Source organism: Actinoplanes sp. 13, from assembly GCF_056134165.1.
In genome coordinates this window covers 1-20176 of the sequence record NZ_JBVYOQ010000013.1, presented here as the reverse complement: position 1 = coordinate 20176, position 20176 = coordinate 1, and the positions used below count along the sequence as shown (strand labels likewise).

The window sequence follows — 20176 nt, the reverse complement described above, 5'->3', positions numbered from 1 at the left end:
GGAAACACTGATGACCGACACCATTCGCTGGGACCGCGGTGACGACGGCATCGTCGTGCTCACCCTCGACGACCCGACGCGTGGCGCGAACACCATGAACGACGCGTTCGTGACCAGCATGGAGGCGACCGTCTCCCGCCTCGAGGCCGAACGCGACGACATCACCGGCGTGATCATCACGTCGGCGAAGAAGTCCTGGTTCGCCGGCGGCGACCTGGATCAGCTCGGTTCGGTCCCGGCCGACCAGGGCGCGCAGGTGTTCGCCCTCTCCACCAAGGTCAAGGGGCAGCTGCGCCGCCTGGAGACACTGGGCCGGCCGGTGGTGGCCGCACTCAACGGCTCGGCCCTCGGCGGCGGCCTCGAACTCGCGCTCGCCTGTCACCGCCGGATCGCGCTGAACGATCCACGGCTCGAGGTCGGCTGCCCCGAGGTGACCCTCGGCCTGCTGCCCGCCGGCGGCGGCGTGGTGCGCACCGTGCGGCTGCTCGGGCTGGTCACCGCCCTCACCCAGGTGCTGCTGCGCGGCAACCGGCACCGGGTGGCCGCGGCCCGGGACCTGGGCCTGATCGACGAGATCGTGGAGACGCCGTCGGAGCTGCTGACGGCCGCCCGCGAGTGGATCGCCGCCAACCCGGGCGCGGCCCAGCCGTGGGACGTCAAGGGCTACAAGATCCCGGGTGGCAGCCCGTCCAGCCCGGCGCTGGCCATGCAGCTCCCCGCCTTCCCGGCCACCCTGCGCAAGCAGCTCAAGGGCGCGCCCTACCCGGCGCCGCGCAACATCCTGGCGGCCGCGGTCGAGGGTGCCCAGGTCGACGTGGACACCGCCTTCGTGATCGAGACGCGGTACTTCGTCGAGCTGGTCACCGGCCAGATCACCAAAAACATGATCAAGGCGTTCTTCTTCGACCTGAACGCGGTCAACGGCCGCGACGTCGGCGACGTGCCGCCGGTCACCAAGGTCGCGGTGCTCGGCGCCGGCATGATGGGCGCCGCCATCGCGTATGTGTGCGCCAAGGCCGGGCTCGACGTGGTGCTGCGCGACGTCTCCCTGGAGGGGGCGCGGCGCGGTAAGGCGTACTCCGAGAAGCTCGTCGCCAAGGACGCCGGCCGCGGCCGGATCACGACCGGGAAGGGACAGCAGCTGCTCGACCGGATCACCGCCACCGACCAGGTCGCCGACCTGGCCGGCGCGGACGTGGTGATCGAGGCCGTCTTCGAGGACCCGGCGCTCAAGCACAAGGTGTTCGCCGAGATCGAGGGCGTGGTGGCGCCGGACGCGCTGCTCTGCTCCAACACCTCGACGCTGCCGATCACCCTGCTCGCCGAGGGCGTACGCCGGCAGGCAGATTTTCTCGGTCTGCACTTCTTCTCCCCGGTCGACAAGATGCCGCTGGTCGAGGTGATCAAGGGCGAGAAGACCGGGGACCAGGCGGTACGCCGTGCCCTGGGCCTGGTGCAGCGGCTGCGCAAGACACCGATCGTGGTCAACGACAGCCGTGGCTTCTTCACCAGCCGGGTGATCGGCACCTTCACCAACGAGGGCCTCGCCATGCTGGCCGAGGGTGTGCCGCCGGCCAGCATCGAGCAGGCCGGCAGCCAGGCCGGATATCCGGCGCCGGTGCTGCAGCTGATGGACGAGCTGACGCTCACGCTGCCCCGCAAGATCCGCAAGGAGTACGAGGTCGCCGCCCGGGCAGCCGGCCAGGCGTGGACGCCGCACCCGGCCGACGCGGTGATCGACCGGATGATCGACGAGTTCGGCCGTCCGGGACGTTCCGGTGGCGCCGGCTTCTACGAGTACGTGGACGGCAAGCGCACCGGGCTGTGGCCGGGACTGTCCGCGTTCGCCCAGCCGGACGTGCGGATCCCGTTCGAGGACCTCAAGGAGCGGATGCTGTTCATCGAGGCGATCGAGTCCGTCAAATGCCTGGACGAAGGGGTGCTGCTGTCGGTCCCGGAAGCGAACATCGGGTCCATCTTCGGCATCGGATATCCGGGCTGGACCGGCGGCGTCCTGCAGTACATCAACCAGTACGAAGGGGGCCTTCCCGGATTCGTCGCCCGGGCCCGCGAGCTCGCGGACCGGTACGGCCGGCGGTTCACCCCGCCACCGCTGCTGATCCGCAAGGCCGACGCGGGCGAGACCTTCGCCTGAATCGCTTCACCGGCCCGTCGCATCGATCAACGGCTTTCGGGTTACCGTAGTTGATCATGAGCACGGAACACGAGTTACCCGGCGGCCGGACGGGTGGTGCGGTCCGCGTCGGGCGGACCGTCCGCCGTCCGGCCGGACCCTGGACCCCCGCGGTCCACGCCCTGCTGCACCACCTCGCCGACACCGGGTTCGACGGCGCACCCACGCCGCTCGGCATCGACGAGAAGGACCGGGAGATCCTCTCCCTCCTGCCCGGCGAGGCCCTCGGACCGGAATATCCCTGGCCCGGCTGGGTGCACAGCGACGAGACACTGTGGCAGGTCGCCCAGTGGCTGCGCGAGTACCACGCCGCCGTCGCCGACTTCGTCCCGCCCGCCGACGCCGTCTGGCGCAAGGGCGGCACCTGGGAACCCGGCCTGGTCATCGGCCACAACGACGCCGCACCGTGCAATGTGGTCCGTGCCGACGGCCGGGTCACCGGCTTCTTCGGCTGGGACTTCGCCGGACCGGTCACCCGGGAGGCCGACCTCGCGTTCGCCGCCTTCGCCTGGGTGCCGCTCTCCGCACGGCACGTCGCCGAGAAAGAAGGATTCACCGCCTTCGCCGACCGGCCGCGCCGGCTGCGGCTGTTCCTCGACGCGTACGGCTGGCGCGGCCCCGCACGGCAGATCGTCGCCGAGGTCCGCGACCGGATCAGCGCCTCCATCCACGACATCCGGCGGCTGGCCGCCCTCGGCGATCCGGGATGCCGGGAACTCGCCGACGCCGGGTACGACAAGGATCTGGCCGCCGCCGTCCGGCAGCTCGCCGACTTCCCGCGCTGAGCCCCGGTCAGCCGGCAGCAAGTCGCCGGCAAGCGGGCGCGCTCACCCTCGGGGCATGGACCACATCAACCGACTCGGCACCGTCCTCGGCGTCTGGGCGCATCCCGACGACGAGGCATATCTCTCCGGCGGCCTGATGGCCCTCGCCCGCGACGCCGGTCACCGGGTCGTCTGCGTGACCGCCACCCACGGCGAGCGCGGCACCCCGGACCCGGCCCGGTGGCCACCCGGCCGGCTCGCCGTCCGGCGCGCCGCCGAACTGCGCGACTGCCTGGACATCCTGGGCGTGACCGAACACCACTGGCTGGGATACCGCGACGGCGAGTGCGCCCGGGTGCCGCCGAGCGCGGCCATCGCCCGGATCGGCGACATGATCGCCGCGATCCGGCCGGACACCGTGGTCAGCTTCGGCCCCGACGGCAACACCGGCCACCCCGACCACCAGGCGGTGGCCCGGTGGACGGCGGCCGCGGTGGACTGGGCTGCCCCGGCACACACCCGCCTGCTCCAGTCCACTGTCACCGAGAAGTGGGCCGAGCAGTGGCGCCCGGTCAACGACCGTTTCCACGTCTTCGACGCCGGCTACCCTGTCACCCGGCCGGAGTCCGACCTGGCCCTGCACCTCACCCTCGACCCGCCGACGGTGGACCGCAAGGTGCGGGCGCTGGCCGCCCAGCACACCCAGACCGCGGGGCTGATCGAGGCGATGGGCACAGCTGCGTACGCCGCCTGGGTCGCCGATGAGGCGTTCACCGAACGACGGCCCGGCCTCGGCGGGCCGTCACCGCTGACCTGCGCACGCTGCTGGTGGGACCCGGCACAGGCGAGGTGGGCGTGCACCGGACGCCGCTGACAGTCGCCCGATGCGCCTACCCGTTTGCGGTCCGGTAAACGTAGAGCCGTTCGCCGGTCGATGCGGCGCTGCGAGCCACCGGGATGAGTTCGTCCGTGACGGGCCAGTGGCTCGACGCGGCCCGGAGCGTCTCGTCATCAGCCGAGGCGAGCGCGTCACGAAGAGTGTCGGTCAGCGTGGCAACGTACTCGTCGATGTAGACGCCGAGTTCCGTGACGAGGGCCAGGTGGCGATCGTCGTCGTTGACGTCGTCGTAGGACCGGTCGGTGAGGAAGCACTCCAGCTCGCGCAGAACCTCGGAGAGTTCGCCCTGGTCGGGCCGCGTCGGACGGCTCATGGCCGAGCGGGCCGCGGCATCGTCCGGCGCATGGAAGAACGCGATCGGCGACATGGCCGCGATCATGCCAGCGACGAGGCGCGTTCGTTGCCGGTGGGTGTCACTCCCGGATACGTGCCAGCTACCCTAGGTCATCGGGTGGGGTGTGGTGACCGGAGCACAGTCCTCCACATGAACAGAACCGCAAGTGTCCTCACCGCCCTCGCAGTCGCCGGCGCGGCCGTCGTCGCACCCGCCACAGCCGCCGCGGCCCACAGCTCCAGCCGGGCCTGCGTGCCGACCCGGCCCGGCAACGGCTTCTACGCCGGCGGCCGGATCGCCTCCGCGCCGGTGACCGTGCCGAAGTCGAAGTGCACCACGATCTCGGTCTCGCACATCCGGGACGCCAACAACCCCCGCGACCGGTGCCAGACCTTCCTGGTGGCCTTCATGCCCCGCAACGGCGGCGAGATGACCTACACCAAGCCGGTACGGGCCTGCGCCAAGAAGGCCGGCACGCGCACCGTGCTGGCCAGGAACGTGCGCAACGGCACGGTGTTCCGCGTGCTCTACCAGATCGACTACCTGGAGCCGAAGGTGCAGACCGTCCGCTACAAGGTCTGGCGCTGATCCCATCAGCCGGCGCTGCGGACCCCGCAGCGCCACCAGGGGCGTAGCCGGACCGACTCTCCCCGGCGCGGACAAGTCCGCTTCTGATCGGCGATCGCGGCCCGCGCCCGTGTGCCGAGATCGGTGAACCCGCGCGCTGAGGGAGTCAGTCCAGGGCGGCCGCCTTGCGGAGCAGCACCCAGCGTTCGCTCCGGTTGGCGCAGAGGCGGGCGGCGAGCTCCAGCTCGGCACGCGCCTCCGATCGCCGGCCGAGGCGGGTCAGCAGCTCGCCGCGTACGGTCGGGACCAGGTGGGAGCCGGGGAGCCGGTTCGCGGCGATCAGTTCGTCCACGATGGCCAGGGCCGGCGCCGGGCCGGAGGCCATCGCGACCGCGACGGCCCGGTTGAGTTCGACCACCGGGGAGGGCGCGACCCGGCCGAGCGCCTCGTAGAGCCGCACGATCCGGTGCCAGTCGGTCGCCTCGACCGAGGGCGCCGACGCGTGGACGGCGGCGATCGTGGCCTGCAGGCCGTACGGGCCGAGGCCGCCGGTGGCGGCGCCGGCCAGCGCGGCGAGCCCGCGGCGGATCGCCGGCCGGTCCCACAGCCGCCGGTCCTGGTCCTCGAGGAGGATCGGCGTGCCGTCGGGGGCGGTCCGGGCGGGGAAGCGGGCGGCCGTCAGCTCGCACAGGGCCAGCAGACCGTGCACCTCCGGCTCGTCCGGCTGGAGCGTGGCCAGCGTGCGAGTCAGGCGGATCGCCTCGTACGCCAGCTCGGGGCGCAGCAGCCGGTCGCCGGACGTGGCCGTGGACCCCTCGGTGAAGATCGCGTAGAGGACGCTGAGCACGCCGGACAGGCGTTCCCGGCGCTCGCCGGCCGGTGGCAGCTCGAACGGCACCCCGGCCGCCGCGATCGCCTTCTTGCCGCGGGTGATGCGGGCCTGCACGGTCGGTACGGGCACCAGCAGCGTGCGGGCGATCTCCGCACTGGACAGCCCGCCGACCACGCGCAGGGTCAGCGCCACCCGGGTCTCGCGGGGAAGCACCGGGTGGCAGCTGACGAACATCAGCGCCAGGACGTCGTCGCCGATCAGGTCGGGGTCGATGTCCTCGTCGGCCACAGGTTCGGCCGCCAGCAGGGCGTACCGCTCCTGAAGGGCGGCCCGGCGGCGGATCGCGTCGATCGCCCGTCGCCGCGCCGTGGCCATCAGCCAGCCGGCCGGATTGGCCGGGGCGGACCGCGGCCACGACACCAGCGCCTCGGCCACCGCTTCCTGGGCCGCGTCCTCGGCCAGCCCGAGGTCGCCGGTGAGCCGGGCCAGGGCGGCGACGATCCGGGCCGACTCCATCCGCCAGACGGACTCGAGATCGGCCGTACCCATCAGGTGTGGCCGTTGCCGTTGCCCAGCCGCGGGGTCTCGTCGGCCTCGGCCACGCGCCGGACCTCGATCTGGGAACCGCGGACCACGGGAACCCGTTCGGCCCACGCGACCGCCTCCTGTTTCGAGGCGACCTCGAGCAGGAAGTAGCCGCCGAACAGTTCCCTGGTCTCGCCGTACGGCCCGTCCGTGACCACCGGCGCCGCGCCGCTGAAGTCGACCACGGCGCCCTGGGCCGGATCGTCCAGACCTTCGGCCGCGAGCAGCACGCCGGCCTTCATCATGTCCTCGATGAACCGGCGGGTCGTGGCCATCATCTCCGCCATGTCGGCCATCATGGCCGCGTTCGTCTCGTCGGTGCCCCGCATGATCAGCAGGTATTTCGGCATCTTGTTCTCCTCGTCCGGCGGGGCCGCACCTCGGCCCTCGCTGCACACGTCGAACGAGCGTCCCGCTGATCGACACGATTCCGGAAAGAGGTTTCCCACGCACTCCCTGAGACCTCGATGGTGGGCGCTCGTCTCCGCGGCGGCGGCGCCCGTCCTGCTGATCGGCGGCTGGATGCTGGCTGCCCGGCGGCAGCCGGACGGCTTCGACAGCACGGTGGACACGATCAGCGCGCTGGCGGCGCGGGACGCCACCGACCGGTGGCTGATGACCGCGGCCCTGATCGGCGTCGGCATCTGTCACGTGGTCACGGCGCTGGGCCTTTCCCCCGTCGCGGTGGCGGGCCGGGTCGTGCTGGGCGCCGGCGGTGTGGCGGCGGTGCTGGTGGCGGTGTTCCCGCTGCCGGCCACCGGTGCCGCGCCGGCGCACGCCGTTTCGGCGGGGGTGGCGTTGTTCGCCCTGGCGGTGTGGCCCGCGGCTGCCGCGCGCCGTGATGGCCCCGTGGCGCTGCGGCCGGTCGTCGCGGGGGCCGCGACGCTGGTGCTGCTCGGACTGCTGGGGTGGTTCGCCGTGGCTCTTGGCAGCGGTGACCGGGTCGGCCTCGCCGAACGCCTCGCCGCGGGCGCGCAGGCGTGCTGGCCGCTGATCACCGTGCTGTCGTGCCGTGCGCGCCGGGTGTCGCGGCGAGACGTGCGCACCTGAGGCGAGACCGGAAGGGCCCCGGAGGCGTTCTGTTCTTGGCGACTCGTTCCGGGTCGCCGTCCGCCTCTTCGAAGGAGCAGACAGTGCAGTCTCTCGCCCTCCGTACGCTCGGCGCCGTCGTGTCCGCCGGCCTCGGCCTGAGTGTCGGCGCGGCGCCCGCCGCCGCCGCCGAGTCCTCGACGTTCCGGCTGGTGACCGGCGGTGCCGTCGCGCACGGTACGTACCACCGGATGATGAGCGCCCCGGAGCGGCCGGTGCCACCGTTCAGCATCGCCGGCACCCTGGTCGGCCGGAACCCGCTGCGCTGTGCCGTGGTCCAGGTGGCCGGCAGCGGCCCCGCCGACGGCCTCGAGTGGCGGACCGTCGGCAAGCAGTGCGGCCGGGGCCGGACCGGGTTCCGGGTGCAGACCTCGTACCTGTTCCGTGGCGTCAAGCCGCCGGTGCGGCTCTGCGCCGGCTGGACCACGGCCCAGGCCGAGCGTGGCCGCCAGTGCGACGTGTACCGGCCGCCGGCGGATCGCTGACGCCACCGGCCCTCCGATGGCACGAAGCGGGACCGCCGCGGCGGTCCCGCTTCGATAGTCTCGCCGGATGGAGACGTCGCCTCGACACGGATGGCGGGCGGCTCGGGCCCTGATCGCCGCGGCGGCGCTTCTGGTGACGCTGGCCTGTGGCTCGGCCGACGATCCGGAGCCGTCGCCGGGTGCGCCGGCGGCACTGCCGACGAGCGGCACGGGCACGGTGGAGATCGGCGGCCGGCCGGTCACCGTGCACGTCCCGGACTCCTACGATCCGGCCCGGCCCGCGCCGCTGGTCGTCCTGCTGCACGGGTATTCGTCCGACGCCAAGGAGCAGGAGTCGTATTTCCGGTTGACCCCCGAATCGGATCGGCGCGGGTTCGTCTACGCCTATCCGGACGGTTCCGTCGACGACCGGGGCGACCGTTTCTGGAACGCCACCGACGCGTGCTGCGCCTTCTTCGGCCCGGAGCCCGACGACTCGCGTCATCTCAGTGAGCTCATCGCCACTGTGCAGAGGTCGTACAGCATCGATCGTGTCTATCTCGTGGGTCATTCGAACGGCGGGTTCATGGCGTTCCGGATGGCTTGTGATCACGCCGACCAGGTGACCGCGATCGCCTCTCTGAACGGCGCGACCTGGAACGACACCGCACGGTGCCGGCCGTCCGAGCCGGTGAGCGTGCTCGCCGTGCACAGCAGCGCCGACGAGACCATCGCGATCGGCGGTGGTGAGCTGGACGGCACCGCCTATCCGTCGGCGGCCACCACCGTCGCCCAGTGGCGCGACCACGACAAGTGCACCGACGACGGCCGCGACGCTCCCGCGCTCGACCTGGTCACCGACCTGCCGGCGGCCGAGACGTCGGTGCGCACCTATGTGCGGGGTTGCGCCGGCAAGTCGACCGTGCAGGCGTGGACGATCAACGGCGGCACCCACGTGCCGCAGCTCGGGCCCGGCTTCGCCACCGCCGTGATCGACTTCCTGCTCGCGCAGACCGAGCCGGTCAGCTAGTTACGAGGCCGGGTTGCGGCGGGCGTGTCTCTTGGCCAGGGCCATCCGCAGCAGGAACGCCGGGCTGGGCGGAACCCAGCCGAGCTGCTTGGCCATGCCGAGGTCGTCGCGGTTGGCCCAGTGTTCGACGACCTGACCTTCCCGCATGCGGAACCAGTGGCTGTGTGTGACGGCGAAGGTGCGGCCGGTCGGCGGAAAAGCCTCAGCCACCTCGCCGCGCTCGTCGTACGCCACGAACGGGCCGATCTGGCGTCCCGACATCGTGCAGTGCACGGCGATGAGGTCGCCGTCGGTGACCACGTCATGGACGTCGAATCTCAGGTCGGCGAAAGCGGCTCGCATCCAGTGAGCGGTGGCCACGAACGCGGCCGGCCCCTTTCCCCGGCAGGCCGGCGGCTCGTCCTTAGCCTCCCGGTTGACCGCCTCGGTGTGCACGATGCGGCTGAGTTCGCCGAGGTCACCGGAACCCATGATGGTCATGGAACGAACGCAGGTGTCGGCATCGACGGTGAGCATGAGACCTCCCTGGAGCTATCGGATACACTTCAGCAGCATCCAATACTGTTGGGCGGTATTCAATGACTCGTCGCGTTTACGACAACACCCGCCGCGCCGAGCAGGCCCGGCTCACCCGGCGCAGCATCCTCGACGCCGCCCTGGAACTGCTGGTCGAACGCGGCCCGGCGGCGGTCACCATGCGTGATGTGGCCACGCATGCGGGCGTCTCGGTCGAGACCGTCTACAAGACGTTCCGCACCAAGGCGGCGCTGATCAAAGACGTCTACGACGTGACGCTCGCCGGCGACGACGAGCCCATCCCGATGATCGACCGGCCGGAGATCCAGGCGGTCTTCGCCGCGACCGACCCGCGGGACAAGCTGGCCCGGTACGCCTTCGCCGCCCGCCGGGTCAGCGAACGGGTGGGGCCCCTGCTCGTCAGGCTCCTCGCCGCGGCCCGCGGTGGCGACCCCGAGCTCGCCCGGTTCCGCGAGACCACCAACCGGGAGCGGACGGCCGGTGCCGGCGGCATCGTGCGCCACCTCGCGGCGACCGGCGGCCTGCGCCCCGGACTCGACCCCGACCGGGCCTGCGACATCGTCTGGACCCTCATCTCGCCCGAGGTCTACGAACTGCTCGTGGCCGACCGGGGCTGGACAGCCGACGAGTACGAGCAGTGGCTGGCCCGGGCGCTCACCGACGCCCTCGTCGCGGACTAGGAGAAGCGAGACGGCACGGGCTCGCGGAGCAGAAACCCCTGATTCAGGAATTCATTCACCAGGGCGCCTTCGCTGCCCGGCGGGCCTTGCAGGTAACAGGCGACCGGGTCCTTGCTGTCCTCCCACCAGATCGCCCGCCGCTCGCCGACCAGCGGATAGCTGAAGAAGTGACCGTGCCGGTCGGAATCCTCCCGGTGCCACGAATTACGCCACCCACCTTCCCCGATTTGGCCGTTGGTCCCCCTTACCGGGCGGTCCCCTGACCACGTCAGCGTGGGCATGTCGGTCCACTGGGCGCAGAACAGGTTGATCGAGTCGGTGATCTCGCACCTGTCTCGGGACTTCTGACCGTCTCTCGTGGTGTGCGTCCTGCAGTCGACATCGCGCCAGAAGGCTTCGTACTCTGCCTGGAGCGACAGTGCAGTCGCAGCGGACACGGCGGGCGGGGCGGACGTGGGGCTGCCCCGACCCGAGGACCGGTCGGACAGTCCCGGTACCGCCCAGATCACCACTGCCGCGGCCGCAACCGACCCGATGAGCGCAGCCACCGCCTTACCCGTGTTCGTGCCGTCCGCCGGTGGCGCGACAACCGGCGCCGCCACCGGACGTTCCACACGAGTCGGCGCCGGTGGCGCGGGCTTCGCGGACCGCGCCGGGGCCGCTGCCGGTTTCGGGCGCCGGCCGAAGAGCAGTTTGCGCGCCTGAGCGGCCGTCGGCCGACGTTCCGGAACCTTGAGCAGGCACGCCCGGACGGTGGTCAGCAGAGGTTCCTCGCCGCCTTCCAGCCGCGGCGGGCGGGTCAGGATCGTTTGCGCCACCTGTTCCCGCCGATCGCCGGGAAACGCCTGCTCACCGGTGGCCGCGAAGACCATCGTCGACCCCCAGGCGAAGAGGTCGACCGCCGGCGTCAGCGGATCGTTGGCTACCTGTTCCGGCGCCATGTAGGGAACCGACCCGGCGATCTCGCCGACCCGGTGCGTGGAGTCGAGTGCCTGGGCGATGCCGAAGTCGATCACCCGGGGCGCCACCTTGGCCGAGGATGATGTTGGCAGGCTTGAAGTCGCAGTGGATGATCCCCGCCTGGTGGATCGCCTCCAGCGCGGTGAGCGCCTGCATAGCGACCTGTAACAGGTCGCTGTCGGTCAGCGGTCCGTTCTCCCGCACGTGCTCGGCAAGGTTGAGCCCCTCGATGTACTCGCTGACGATGTACGGCAACTCCCCCGCCACGTCGAAGTCGAGCACCTTCGCGGTCACGAACTGCGCGACCTTGCGGGCGTTCACGAGTTCCCGGTCGAGGCTTCGCCGGAGCATGCCGCTCGAATCCCAGTCGACCCGGAGAACCTTGACGGCCACCCGCTTGCCGCCGGGATCCGCCGCTAGGTAAACCTCACCCTGCCCGCCCCTCCCGAGCCGGGCAAGCGTCGTGTACGGCCCGATCAGCGGCGGGTCGTGCGGCCCCAGCTTCGCCGGTCGCGACATGGGCGCCTCCACAAGGAGCGAGCACTCATTGTGCGCAGACGACTACTTTGCGCGCAACGACAGATGTCGTTGCCTGATCAACTGCCGGAGGCGAAGCGCCGGTAATACGGGTTCACCGCCATCAGCTCCGCGTGCGTGCCCGCCGCGGTCACCCGGCCGCCATCGACCACCAGCACCCGGTCCGCCGACCGCACCGTGGAGAACCGGTGAGCGATCACCACCAGCGCGCAGGCCGATGCCACCTCCCGCAACGCCGCGGCCAGGGCCCGTTCGCTGTCCGGGTCCAGGTGCGCGGTGGGCTCGTCCAGCAGCACCAGCCGCGGGCGGGCGAGCAGGCAGCGGGCGATCGCGACCCGCTGCCGCTGCCCGCCGGAGAGCCGGCCGCCGCGCTCGCCGACCGGGGTGTCCAGGCCGGCGGGCAGGGCCGCCACCACGCCGGTCAGGCCGGTCATCGCCAGCACCCGGCGCAGGTCGTCCCCGGTCACCGGGCCGGCGCCGTACAGCAGGTTGTCGCGCAACGTGCCGGCCAGCAGCGGACAGTCCTGCTCGACCAGGCCGACCGCGGCGCGGTGCCAGTCGTACGGAAGGAACCGCCCACCCAGCAGCACCGCACCGCGATCCGGCTCGTAGAACCGCTCGGCCAGCGCGAAGACGGTCGACTTGCCCGCGCCGGACGGCCCGACCAGCGCCACGCATCCCCGTTCCGGCACCTCGAACGTGATGCCGCGCAGCACCGGACGCCGGCGGTCATAGCCGAACCAGACGTCGCGGAACTCCAGCACCGGAGGCTCGGGCCGCATCGGCGCCACTGCCATCGGCGGGTCCCGCTCCACCGGCAGGTCGAGCACCTCGTTGATCCGGTGCAGCGCCCCGGAGCCCTGCTGCACCGCGCTGACCGCCTGGAAGATCTCGTAGACCGGCGCCGACAGATAGGTCATGGCCAGGGTGAACGCCACCAGCCGGCCGAGGCTGGTGTCCCCCGCCGCGACCCGGCCCGCCCCGACCATCAGCACCGCGAGGAACGCCCCGCTGACCGCCAGGTCGTTGGTCGGCCCGCTCATCGCCACCAGGCCGGCCATCCGCAGGTTCGCCCGGTACGCCCGTCCCGCCGACGACTGCAGGCGGGCCTCCTCCACCGGCTCCGCACGGCACGCGCGCACCGTCCGGATGCCGCCGAGCACCCGCTCCAGATCCGCCAGCAGGGTCCCTTCGGCGGTCTGCGCCCGGCGCGACGCCACCCGCAACCGCCGCACCACGGCGAGCAGGCTGCCGATCGCCACCCCGAACAGCAGCACCACCAGCCCCAGCAGCCACACGTCCAGCCAGCCGAGCAGCACCACCAGCGCCACCAGCCCGATCACACCGGCCACCCCGGTGCCCAGACTCTGCGCCACCAGCATCTTCACGATCGTGGTGTCGCCGCACGCCCGCGCGATCACGTCGCCGGTGCGCACCCGGTCCAGCGCCGACAGCCGCACCCGCAGCAGGTGCCCGGCGAGCGCGTGCCGCAGGTCCCGGGTCATCGTCTCGCCGGTCAGTGCCTGCACGTAGCGGGCCAGGGCCATCGCGGCGGCCTGCGCGGCGAACAGCCCGGCCAGCCCGGCGAACACCGGCCACGGCACCTGGCCGGCGGCTGCGCCGTCCACCGCCGCCCCGGCCAGCAGCGGCTGAGCCAGCGCCAGCGCCGAACCGAGCAGGCTCAGCCCGGCCGCGGCTCCGATCCACCGGCGATAGCCCCGGGTCAGCCGGCGCAGGTCACGCCACCCGGCCCGGTCGGTGTTGCGGTCAACGGCCACAGATGGACGCTAAGCAGCATCTATTACGCCGAGCAATCGGGTGATAACCCTCGGGCGGCGACCGGCGGCGGCGAAACCACCGGCCCGGGTGACAGAATCCGGGCATGACGCTGCTGGCCGCGCTCCACGACGACGCCGACCTCAGCGACGCTGTCGTCACCCCGGACGCCACGCTTTCCCGCCACGAGCTGCTCGGCCGGGCCGCCGGGGTGGCCGCCGAGATCGCCGGAGCGCCGATCGTGGCCGTGCACGCCACCCCGAGCGCGGCCACGATCATCGCGATCACCGGCGCGCTGCTCGCCGGGGTGCCCGTGGTGCCGGTGCCGCCGGACGCCGGTGACCTGGAGCGCGATCACATCCTGCGGGACTCGGGCGCGGTGGTGCTGCTCTCCGACGATGCCGCGGCCGCCGGCGCGTCACGCGTACCCCTGCTCGAAATCGGCCGACGGCTCGGCAGCGTCCCACCCGAGCCCGCGGTGCGACGGCCCGCTCTGGTGCTCTACACCAGCGGCACCACCGGGCCGCCGAAAGGCGTGGTCCTGTCCCGCGCGGCGATCGCCGCGGACCTCGACGCGCTCGCCGGCGCCTGGCAGTGGAGCGCCGCCGACACGTTGGTGCACGGCCTACCACTGCATCACGTGCACGGGCTCGTTCTGGGCGTGCTCGGCGCGCTGCGCCTCGGGTCGCGGCTGGTGCACACCGGAAGACCGACACCCTCGGGGTACGCGTCAGCGCTCGGCACCCTGTACTTCGGCGTACCCACGGTGTGGTCCCGCATCGCTGCCGACCCGCCCGCCGCCCGCGCCCTGGCCGGCGCCCGCCTGCTGGTCTCCGGCAGCGCCCCGCTGCCGGTGCCGGTCTTCGACGCCCTCGCCGGGCTCACCGGCCGCCCACCGGTCGAGCGGTACGGCATGACCGAGACCCTGATCACCGTCAGTGCCCGCGCCGACGGCGAACGCCGGGCCGGCCACGTCGGGCTGCCGCTGCCCGGCGTCACCACCCGCCTGGTCGACGAGACCGGCGCCGTCCTGCCGCACGACGGGGCCACCATCGGCCACCTCCAGGTGCGCGGCCCGACCCTGCTCGACGGCTACCTGCGCGGCCCGGTCACCGAGCCACCGGCCCTGGTCGACGGCTGGTTCCCGACCGGCGACGTGGCCACCGTCGGCCCGGACGGCTGGCACCGGATCGTCGGCCGCGCCTCCACCGACCTGATCAAAACCGGTGGTTACCGGGTCGGCGCCGGCGAGGTCGAGGACGCGCTGCTGCGGCACCCGGCGGTCCGCGAGGCCGCCGTGATCGGCACCCCGCACCCCGATCTCGGCGAGCAGATCACCGCCTTCGTCGTCGCCGGTCCGGTGCAGCCGGCCGACCTGGTCACGTTCGTGGCCGAACGGCTCGCCGCCCACAAACGGCCGCGCGTGGTGCACCTCGTCGACCATCTGCCCCGCAACACCATGGGAAAAGTGCGAAAGACGCTGCTCCGCGAGCCCTGATCCTCAGGTCGGCACCGGTGCCCGCCGATGGTTCCGGCATGATGAGACCCGCGCTCCGACCCGGCACCACGGCCGGACTGGTGCTCATCATGGCCGTGTTCTGGGTGCTGCTGGGTGCGGCGATCGCCGGCCTGGCCCAGCCGCCGGGGGCCCCGGCCTGGCTGCTCTGGCCCTCCACTGTCGCCGCCACCGTCACCGCCGCGCTGGCCTGCGGGAACGCCACTCGCACCGCGCGCGGCCCGGCCCGGGACTTCTGGCGGCGCCTCACCTGGGCCGCCGGGTGGCTCGCCGTGGGCGTCGCCGGGCAGGCCACCAAGACGCTGATCGGCGCCCCGCCGTTCGAGGTGCGCCTGACCATCGCCGGTTGCTATCTGGCCGCGGTCACCGTCGCCCTGCTCGCCCTGCTCCGCCTGCCCCGGCCACGCCGCACCTGGCGCGCGACCGTGGCGATGGGCCTCGACGTCGCCGTGGTCGCCGTCGCCGCCGCCGTCCTGATCACCCACTTCATGTCTTCCACCGCCCGCCCCTCCACCGGCAGCGCCTTCGAGGGGGTGCTGCTGGTGGTCGTGCTGGCCGCGGCCTGCGGGGCGGTGGTCGGCGTGATCAAGGTAGGCGTCACCCGCAGCGGCGCCGTCCACCGGCCGGCGCTCTGGGCGCTGCTCCCGATCGGTCTCCTCGGCCCCTTCGCCTGGGGGATCGCGCCGCTGCTGCACGGCCGCCCGATGCTCAACCCGACGGTGATCACCCTGCCCCTCGCGGGCCTGTTCTTCGCGATCGCGGCCCACCTGCAGACCCGGGCGAACCTGGCGCCGGCCGTCGTCGAGCCCTCCGCCGCCCCGGTCGACCGGCAACAGGCCCAGCTCGGCATCTCCCGGCAGGTCAGCGCGGTCCCGTACGCCGCCGTCGCGGTCACCGCGATCATGCTGATCGTCGTCACCCTGCAGCTCGGCCACCTGCCGCTCGGCCTGGCCGGCGGCTCCGTGGTCCTCACCCTGCTCGTGCTGCTCCGCCAGTACGCCGCCCTGTCCGACAACACCGTGCTGCTGGACCGGCTGGACGAGCAGGCACACCACGACGACCTCACCGGGCTGCCGAACCGGCGCCTGTTCACCGCGACCCTGGCCCGCCGCACCGGCGCGACCACCGTGGCGGTCTGCGACCTCGACGGGTTCGCCGCGCTCAACGACAGTCTCGGTGACGAAGCCGGCGACGCCCTGCTGCGCGCCGCCGCCGACCGGGTGGCCGCCACCGCCGGCCCGGACGCGGTCGCCGCCCGGCTGCTCGGCGACGAGTTCGGCGTCCTGCTCGCGGGCGACCGCACCGACATCGCCGAGGCCCTGCTCCAGGCGTTCCACACCCCGCTGCGGGTGGACGGGCACGACCTGCTGGTCACCGTCACGGTCGGTGTCGCCGGCGGCGACGGCAACACCGCACCCGACCTGCTGCGCCGCGCCGAGTTGGCATTGCAGGCGGCCAAACTCACCGGCGTCAACCGGCACCGCGAGCACAGCGCCGACCTGGACGCCACCGCGCAACACCACGCCGAACTCGCCGCCGCGCTGCGCCGCGGCCTCGACCGGGGCGAGTTCCGGCTGCTCTACCAGCCGATCGTGGAGCTGCCCAGTGGCCGGCTCACCGGCGTCGAAGCACTGGTCCGCTGGCACCCGGCCGACGGGCCGATGGTCCCGCCGGCCGAGTTCATCCCGGTCGCCGAGCACAGCGGCCTGATCATCGACCTGGGTGCCTGGATCCTCGACACCGCCTGCGCGGACGCCGCCGCCTGGCAGGAGCGGCACGGCGCCGCCGGGCCTCGCGTCAACATCAACGTCTCGGCACGCCAGCTGCTCGACCCCGACCTGCCCGGCCTGGTCACCGGCGCGCTGCACCGGCACGGGCTGGCCGCCGACCGGATCACCATCGAGATCACCGAGACCGCGGTGTTCGCCGGGGGCACCGCGCTGGGCACCGTGCGGGAGCTGCGCGAGCTGGGAGTGGGTGTGGCCCTGGACGACTTCGGCACCGGGCACAGCTCGCTGACCCTGCTGCGCACCTGCCCGGTGACCACGCTGAAGGTGGACAAGTCGTTCATCGACGACCTGAACGGCACCGCGGAGCAGGAGGCCATCGCGACGTCGCTGAGCACGATCGCGGCGACGCTCGGGCTGCGGGCGGTGGCCGAGGGCGTGGAGACCCAGGACCAGGCCATGCGGTTGTACGACCTCGGCTACCGGTACGCGCAGGGGTACTACTTCGCCCGGCCCGCGCCGGCCGACCAGATCGACGCCATCCTGAGCCAGCCGGCCCTCGCCGGCTGACTCCGCAGCGCGCCGCCCCGCCGAGCGTGGTGATTTCGGGTTCGTTTCGCACCCGAAGTCCCCACACTGCCGTGGTCGAGAGGCCGCGTGGGGACTTGAGGTTCGTTTCGCACCCGAAGTCCCCACACTGCCGTGGGCCGAACGAGTGTGGGGATTTCGGGTGCGGAGCGCACCTCAAATCCTCACGTGGGGGTTGTGAGGCAAGTCCAGGCGGTCAGGGCGGCGCCGGCCGCCGGCAGCGCCACCCGGGTCGCCAGCGCGAACGGCACCGGCCCGGCCAGGCGCCGCTGCCAGACCAGCGGCGGACGGGACTCGTCGACCGCGCGCGGGGCATAGCCGAGCAGCCGCGTCCGATAGGCCGCCAGCGCTTCCGGCAGCGGCCCACCGGCGAGATCGGCGGCCAGGTGCGTCGCATCGAGGATCGCGGTGCTCGCGCCCATACCGCCGGTCGGTGGCATCGGATGGATCGCGTCGCCGAGCAGCGTGACGCGGCCGTCCGGCCAGGGCTCCAGCGCGGCCGGGAGCGAGAACGGGAACGCCGCGACGCTGCCCGGCTCGGAGGCGTCGACCAGGGCCCGGAAGCCCCGGCTCCACCCGCTCGTCAGCTCGTGCACCCGGGCCAGGAGATCGCCGTCGACCCGTTCGGCCCGCGTTGCGACCGACCACACCACGTACGGCGGCTCCGCCTCCGGCTCACTGCTGTGCTGGTCGTGCAGGCTGAGGAACGCGCCGACCCCGCCCGGCCCGATCATGAAAGCCAGGCCGCGCCGGAGGTCGGCGGGGACGCGTTGCGGCAGCAGTGCCCGGCCGGCGATCCCGACCACCCCGGTGGGCTGCGCGGTGGGCCGGCCGATCCACTGCCGGGCGATCCGGGATCCGGTGCCGTCCGCAGCGACGAGGAGGTCCACGTCGCTGCCGTCGGCGTTGTCGAACGTCACCCCGGTGTCCGAGGCCGTGAAGCCGCTGACCGGTGTCCTCCAGCGGATGACGTCCGCCAGTCCGCGGGCCAGGATCGCGCGCAGCGGTCGCCGGCCGATCAGCAACACTTCGGCGGAGTGGCTGAACGGCAGGCGCAGCAGCGTACGACCGCGGTGGTCGAGGACGGCGAACTGCCGGAACGAGGCAGCCCCCGCCCCACAGGAACGCAGCGCGCGCACCGAGGAGGCGGGCAGCAGCCCGGTGAGTGCCGCGAACGCCTCCTCGGTGAGGTGCAACCGGTAGCCACCGGTGTCCTCCGGGCCCGCGTCGCGGTCGAAGACGACGCAGTCGACGCCCCGGCGGCGCAGCGCGTGCGCCAGCGTCAACCCGCCGACGCCCGCACCGACGATGCCGACCCGGAGCGCCGTCGTCATTCCTGCGCCTCGGCCGGTTCGCCGACCCAGGCGGAGAAGACCGGAACGCCGTCCCAGAACCCGCCACCCGTGGTGACCGCGACCACCGCATAGGGGTGGCCGAACCGCAGCTCCGCGAACCGGACCGTCCGGTCGGCCGGCATCGAGGTCAGCGTCGCGAAGCCGGTGACCGCGGCCGCCTCGAACCCGTACCTGCTGAATCGGGCGGTCGCCACCTGACGGGCCTCGAACTGCAGCGGCCGCAGGCCGAGCAGCGGCTCCAGGACCCGGGTCGCGGCGTCGAACCCCAGCCCCGGACCGGTCAAGTCATGATCGCTGGTGGCCGACCAGGCCGGCAGCACCGCGCTCACGTGCTCGGCGGCGTGCATCGCCGCCCGCTCCTCCCGCAGCGTCCACAGCGGGGCGTCACCGAGCGGCAGGTCGAACAGCGAGGTCCGCGCCGCCGACCCGAGGTCGTGGCCGATCTCGTAGGCCGCGGCGATCACCCGTTCCGGCGCCACGTCCGCAGCGGCGGCGACCGAGACCACCCGCACCTGCGCGCCCGAGTCGTCGGTGGCCGGCGCGGCATGCACGATCACCTGACCCGCCACCTGCGAGGTGGCGATGAACGCGGTGTGCCCGGCACCCGGTGTCCGCAACGCCCGGGTGAGGCCCGCCGCCCAGCCACCGCCGAGCGCCTCCGCCTCCACCACGTCGAACGGCTGGTCCCAGCTCAGCCGGGTCGCCAGCGCGCTGGCCAGCAGCAGCACCATCGCCGGCGACCGGGTGATCGGGAACTTGTCGATGAGACCGAACGTGTTCTCCCGCACCCAGCGGTCCAGCCCGGCCTGGTCCGGCAGCGGCCCGGTCCCGGTGGTCGCCGGCAACTCCGCGAGCCAGCCGGTCAGCCGGTCCGGGTCGACCTGCTCCGAGTGCCAGACCGCGGACGCCGCCGCGACCAGCGGATGCGGCTCCGCGAGCAGGCCGGCGGCGATCTCCGCGGCGCGGCGGGGCGGCACACCGAGCACGTCGGCCAGCGCGTCGATCTCCCCGGTGGGCGACACCTTCTCCGCCGCCGCGGTCATCGCCAGCAGCAGCCAAGCGCCCAGCGGGGAGGCCACATGATGCGTGCCGTCAGCGGTCGCGTGCAGCCGTCCCGCATATCGTGCCAGCGCTGGAATCCACTCGTCGGTCATGCCCGCCAAAGCTATCGGTGAACCCGCCACCCGTCGACCGGTGGCCGGTGTCCGGGGGTGCGAGACCGAGCGAGGCGCATCCAGACGGCGTTGGCGAAGGCGCGGACGCGGGCTCTCGAATAGTCAGACCGTTGCCGGGTAGGTTGACGGTCGTGACCCCTTCCTGTCCTGAGTGCGGCTCGCCCGGCGTACCCCTGCTCTTCGGTCTTCCGGTCCCGGAGGCGCACGCCGCCGCCGCGAACGGTGACCTGGCGCTGGGCGGCTGTGTCATGCCGAGCCCCGCACCCAACTGGCAGTGCGGCAATCAGCACCGCTGGCACGACAGCGACGAGCGCGCCTGGAACTCCCGCCTGACCACGATCCTCGAGGCGCACGGCTACCGCGCCTGACCAGCGCGAAACGTGGGGACTTGCGGTTCGATACGCACCCAAAGTCCCCACGCAAGGACGGCGCACGAGCGTGGGGACTTGCGGTTCGATACGCACCCGAAATCCCCACGCAAGGACGGCACGCGAGCGTGGGGACTTGCGGTTCGATACGCACCCGAAATCCCCACGCAAGGACGGCACGCGAGCGTGGGGACTTGCGG

The 20176-nt window shown here is 72.7% G+C and carries 20 protein-coding genes; 11 read left to right on the top strand and 9 right to left on the bottom strand.

The window, feature by feature from the left end:
• The first annotated feature begins 10 nt into the window (after positions 1-10).
• From AC0NH5_RS23995 to AC0NH5_RS23985, 3 genes are read left to right on the top strand one after another with little or no spacing between them, the layout of a single operon-like run.
• Entirely contained in the window at positions 11-2155 is a 2145-nt protein-coding gene (locus AC0NH5_RS23995; RefSeq protein WP_474407669.1) for a 3-hydroxyacyl-CoA dehydrogenase NAD-binding domain-containing protein, read from the top strand.
• 56 nt (positions 2156-2211) lie between these two features.
• Complete coding sequence (locus AC0NH5_RS23990; protein ID WP_474407667.1) at positions 2212-2979, top strand: phosphotransferase; 768 nt, start codon at positions 2212-2214, stop codon at positions 2977-2979.
• 55 nt (positions 2980-3034) lie between these two features.
• Positions 3035-3832, top strand: a complete 798-nt coding sequence (locus AC0NH5_RS23985) for a PIG-L deacetylase family protein (protein WP_474407666.1) — start codon at positions 3035-3037, stop codon at positions 3830-3832.
• A gap of 16 nt (positions 3833-3848) precedes the next feature.
• Here AC0NH5_RS23985 and AC0NH5_RS23980 read toward each other — a convergent pair whose 3' ends face one another.
• On the bottom strand, positions 3849-4223 hold the full coding sequence (locus AC0NH5_RS23980) for a hypothetical protein (RefSeq protein WP_474407663.1): 375 nt from the start codon (positions 4221-4223) through the stop codon (positions 3849-3851).
• A gap of 117 nt (positions 4224-4340) precedes the next feature.
• Here AC0NH5_RS23980 and AC0NH5_RS23975 point away from each other — a divergent pair, with 117 nt between their 5' ends.
• A complete protein-coding gene (locus AC0NH5_RS23975) occupies positions 4341-4778 on the top strand; it encodes a hypothetical protein (RefSeq protein ID WP_474407660.1) in 438 nt (145 codons plus the stop codon).
• A gap of 145 nt (positions 4779-4923) precedes the next feature.
• Here AC0NH5_RS23975 and AC0NH5_RS23970 read toward each other — a convergent pair whose 3' ends face one another.
• Together AC0NH5_RS23970 and AC0NH5_RS23965 are read right to left on the bottom strand one after the other, a co-directional pair.
• A complete protein-coding gene (locus AC0NH5_RS23970) occupies positions 4924-6138 on the bottom strand; it encodes an RNA polymerase sigma factor (protein ID WP_474407657.1) in 1215 nt (404 codons plus the stop codon).
• Positions 6138-6524: a YciI family protein gene (locus AC0NH5_RS23965; RefSeq protein ID WP_474407655.1), complete on the bottom strand. Its 387-nt coding sequence runs from the start codon at positions 6522-6524 to the stop codon at positions 6138-6140. The genes AC0NH5_RS23970 and AC0NH5_RS23965 overlap by 1 nt, the downstream gene beginning before the upstream one ends.
• Here AC0NH5_RS23965 and AC0NH5_RS23960 point away from each other — a divergent pair.
• The 3 genes from AC0NH5_RS23960 (at position 6502) to AC0NH5_RS23950 (ending at position 8757) form a co-directional block, all read left to right on the top strand.
• Complete coding sequence (locus tag AC0NH5_RS23960) at positions 6502-7224, top strand: DUF998 domain-containing protein (RefSeq protein WP_474407653.1); 723 nt, start codon at positions 6502-6504, stop codon at positions 7222-7224. The genes AC0NH5_RS23965 and AC0NH5_RS23960 overlap by 23 nt on opposite strands.
• 83 nt (positions 7225-7307) lie before the next feature.
• Complete coding sequence (locus AC0NH5_RS23955; protein WP_474407650.1) at positions 7308-7748, top strand: hypothetical protein; 441 nt, start codon at positions 7308-7310, stop codon at positions 7746-7748.
• A gap of 67 nt (positions 7749-7815) precedes the next feature.
• The gene (locus AC0NH5_RS23950) at positions 7816-8757 is read left to right on the top strand and encodes a CE1 family esterase (RefSeq protein ID WP_474407647.1); all 942 of its coding nucleotides are present in this window, start codon (positions 7816-7818) and stop codon (positions 8755-8757) included.
• On the opposite strand, the gene AC0NH5_RS23945 is transcribed toward AC0NH5_RS23950, so the two are convergent.
• Positions 8758-9273 (bottom strand): ester cyclase, encoded by a 516-nt coding sequence (locus AC0NH5_RS23945; protein ID WP_474407643.1) that lies wholly within the window; start codon positions 9271-9273, stop codon positions 8758-8760.
• A 62-nt stretch (positions 9274-9335) separates the two neighbouring features.
• On the opposite strand from AC0NH5_RS23945, the gene AC0NH5_RS23940 reads away from it, so the two are divergent.
• A complete protein-coding gene (locus AC0NH5_RS23940; protein ID WP_474407640.1) occupies positions 9336-9974 on the top strand; it encodes a TetR/AcrR family transcriptional regulator in 639 nt (212 codons plus the stop codon).
• Here AC0NH5_RS23940 and AC0NH5_RS23935 read toward each other — a convergent pair.
• The 3 genes from AC0NH5_RS23935 to AC0NH5_RS23925 form a co-directional block, all read right to left on the bottom strand.
• On the bottom strand, positions 9971-10936 hold the full coding sequence (locus tag AC0NH5_RS23935; protein WP_474408056.1) for a protein kinase domain-containing protein: 966 nt from the start codon (positions 10934-10936) through the stop codon (positions 9971-9973). The genes AC0NH5_RS23940 and AC0NH5_RS23935 overlap by 4 nt on opposite strands.
• Complete coding sequence (locus tag AC0NH5_RS23930; protein ID WP_474407638.1) at positions 10824-11453, bottom strand: protein kinase domain-containing protein; 630 nt, start codon at positions 11451-11453, stop codon at positions 10824-10826. Before AC0NH5_RS23930 ends, AC0NH5_RS23935 begins: the two co-directional genes overlap by 113 nt.
• A 77-nt stretch (positions 11454-11530) precedes the next feature.
• On the bottom strand, positions 11531-13249 hold the full coding sequence (locus tag AC0NH5_RS23925; RefSeq protein ID WP_474407636.1) for an ABC transporter ATP-binding protein: 1719 nt from the start codon (positions 13247-13249) through the stop codon (positions 11531-11533).
• Between the two features lie 104 nt (positions 13250-13353).
• Here AC0NH5_RS23925 and AC0NH5_RS23920 point away from each other — a divergent pair, with 104 nt between their 5' ends.
• Both AC0NH5_RS23920 and AC0NH5_RS23915 read left to right on the top strand, forming a co-directional pair.
• Positions 13354-14745: an AMP-binding protein gene (locus AC0NH5_RS23920; RefSeq protein WP_474407634.1), complete on the top strand. Its 1392-nt coding sequence runs from the start codon at positions 13354-13356 to the stop codon at positions 14743-14745.
• A gap of 38 nt (positions 14746-14783) precedes the next feature.
• Positions 14784-17060: a putative bifunctional diguanylate cyclase/phosphodiesterase gene (locus AC0NH5_RS23915; RefSeq protein ID WP_474407633.1), complete on the top strand. Its 2277-nt coding sequence runs from the start codon at positions 14784-14786 to the stop codon at positions 17058-17060.
• 182 nt (positions 17061-17242) lie between these two features.
• Here the strand turns inward: AC0NH5_RS23915 and AC0NH5_RS23910 are convergent, their stop codons facing one another.
• Both AC0NH5_RS23910 and AC0NH5_RS23905 read right to left on the bottom strand, forming a co-directional pair.
• Positions 17243-18412, bottom strand: a complete 1170-nt coding sequence (locus AC0NH5_RS23910) for an FAD-dependent oxidoreductase (protein WP_474407631.1) — start codon at positions 18410-18412, stop codon at positions 17243-17245.
• A complete protein-coding gene (locus tag AC0NH5_RS23905) occupies positions 18409-19587 on the bottom strand; it encodes a hypothetical protein (RefSeq protein ID WP_474407629.1) in 1179 nt (392 codons plus the stop codon). Before AC0NH5_RS23905 ends, AC0NH5_RS23910 begins: the two co-directional genes overlap by 4 nt.
• Positions 19588-19739: 152 nt before the next feature.
• On the opposite strand from AC0NH5_RS23905, the gene AC0NH5_RS23900 reads away from it, so the two are divergent.
• A complete protein-coding gene (locus AC0NH5_RS23900; RefSeq protein ID WP_474407626.1) occupies positions 19740-19976 on the top strand; it encodes a hypothetical protein in 237 nt (78 codons plus the stop codon).
• The last annotated feature ends 200 nt before the right edge of the window (positions 19977-20176 follow it).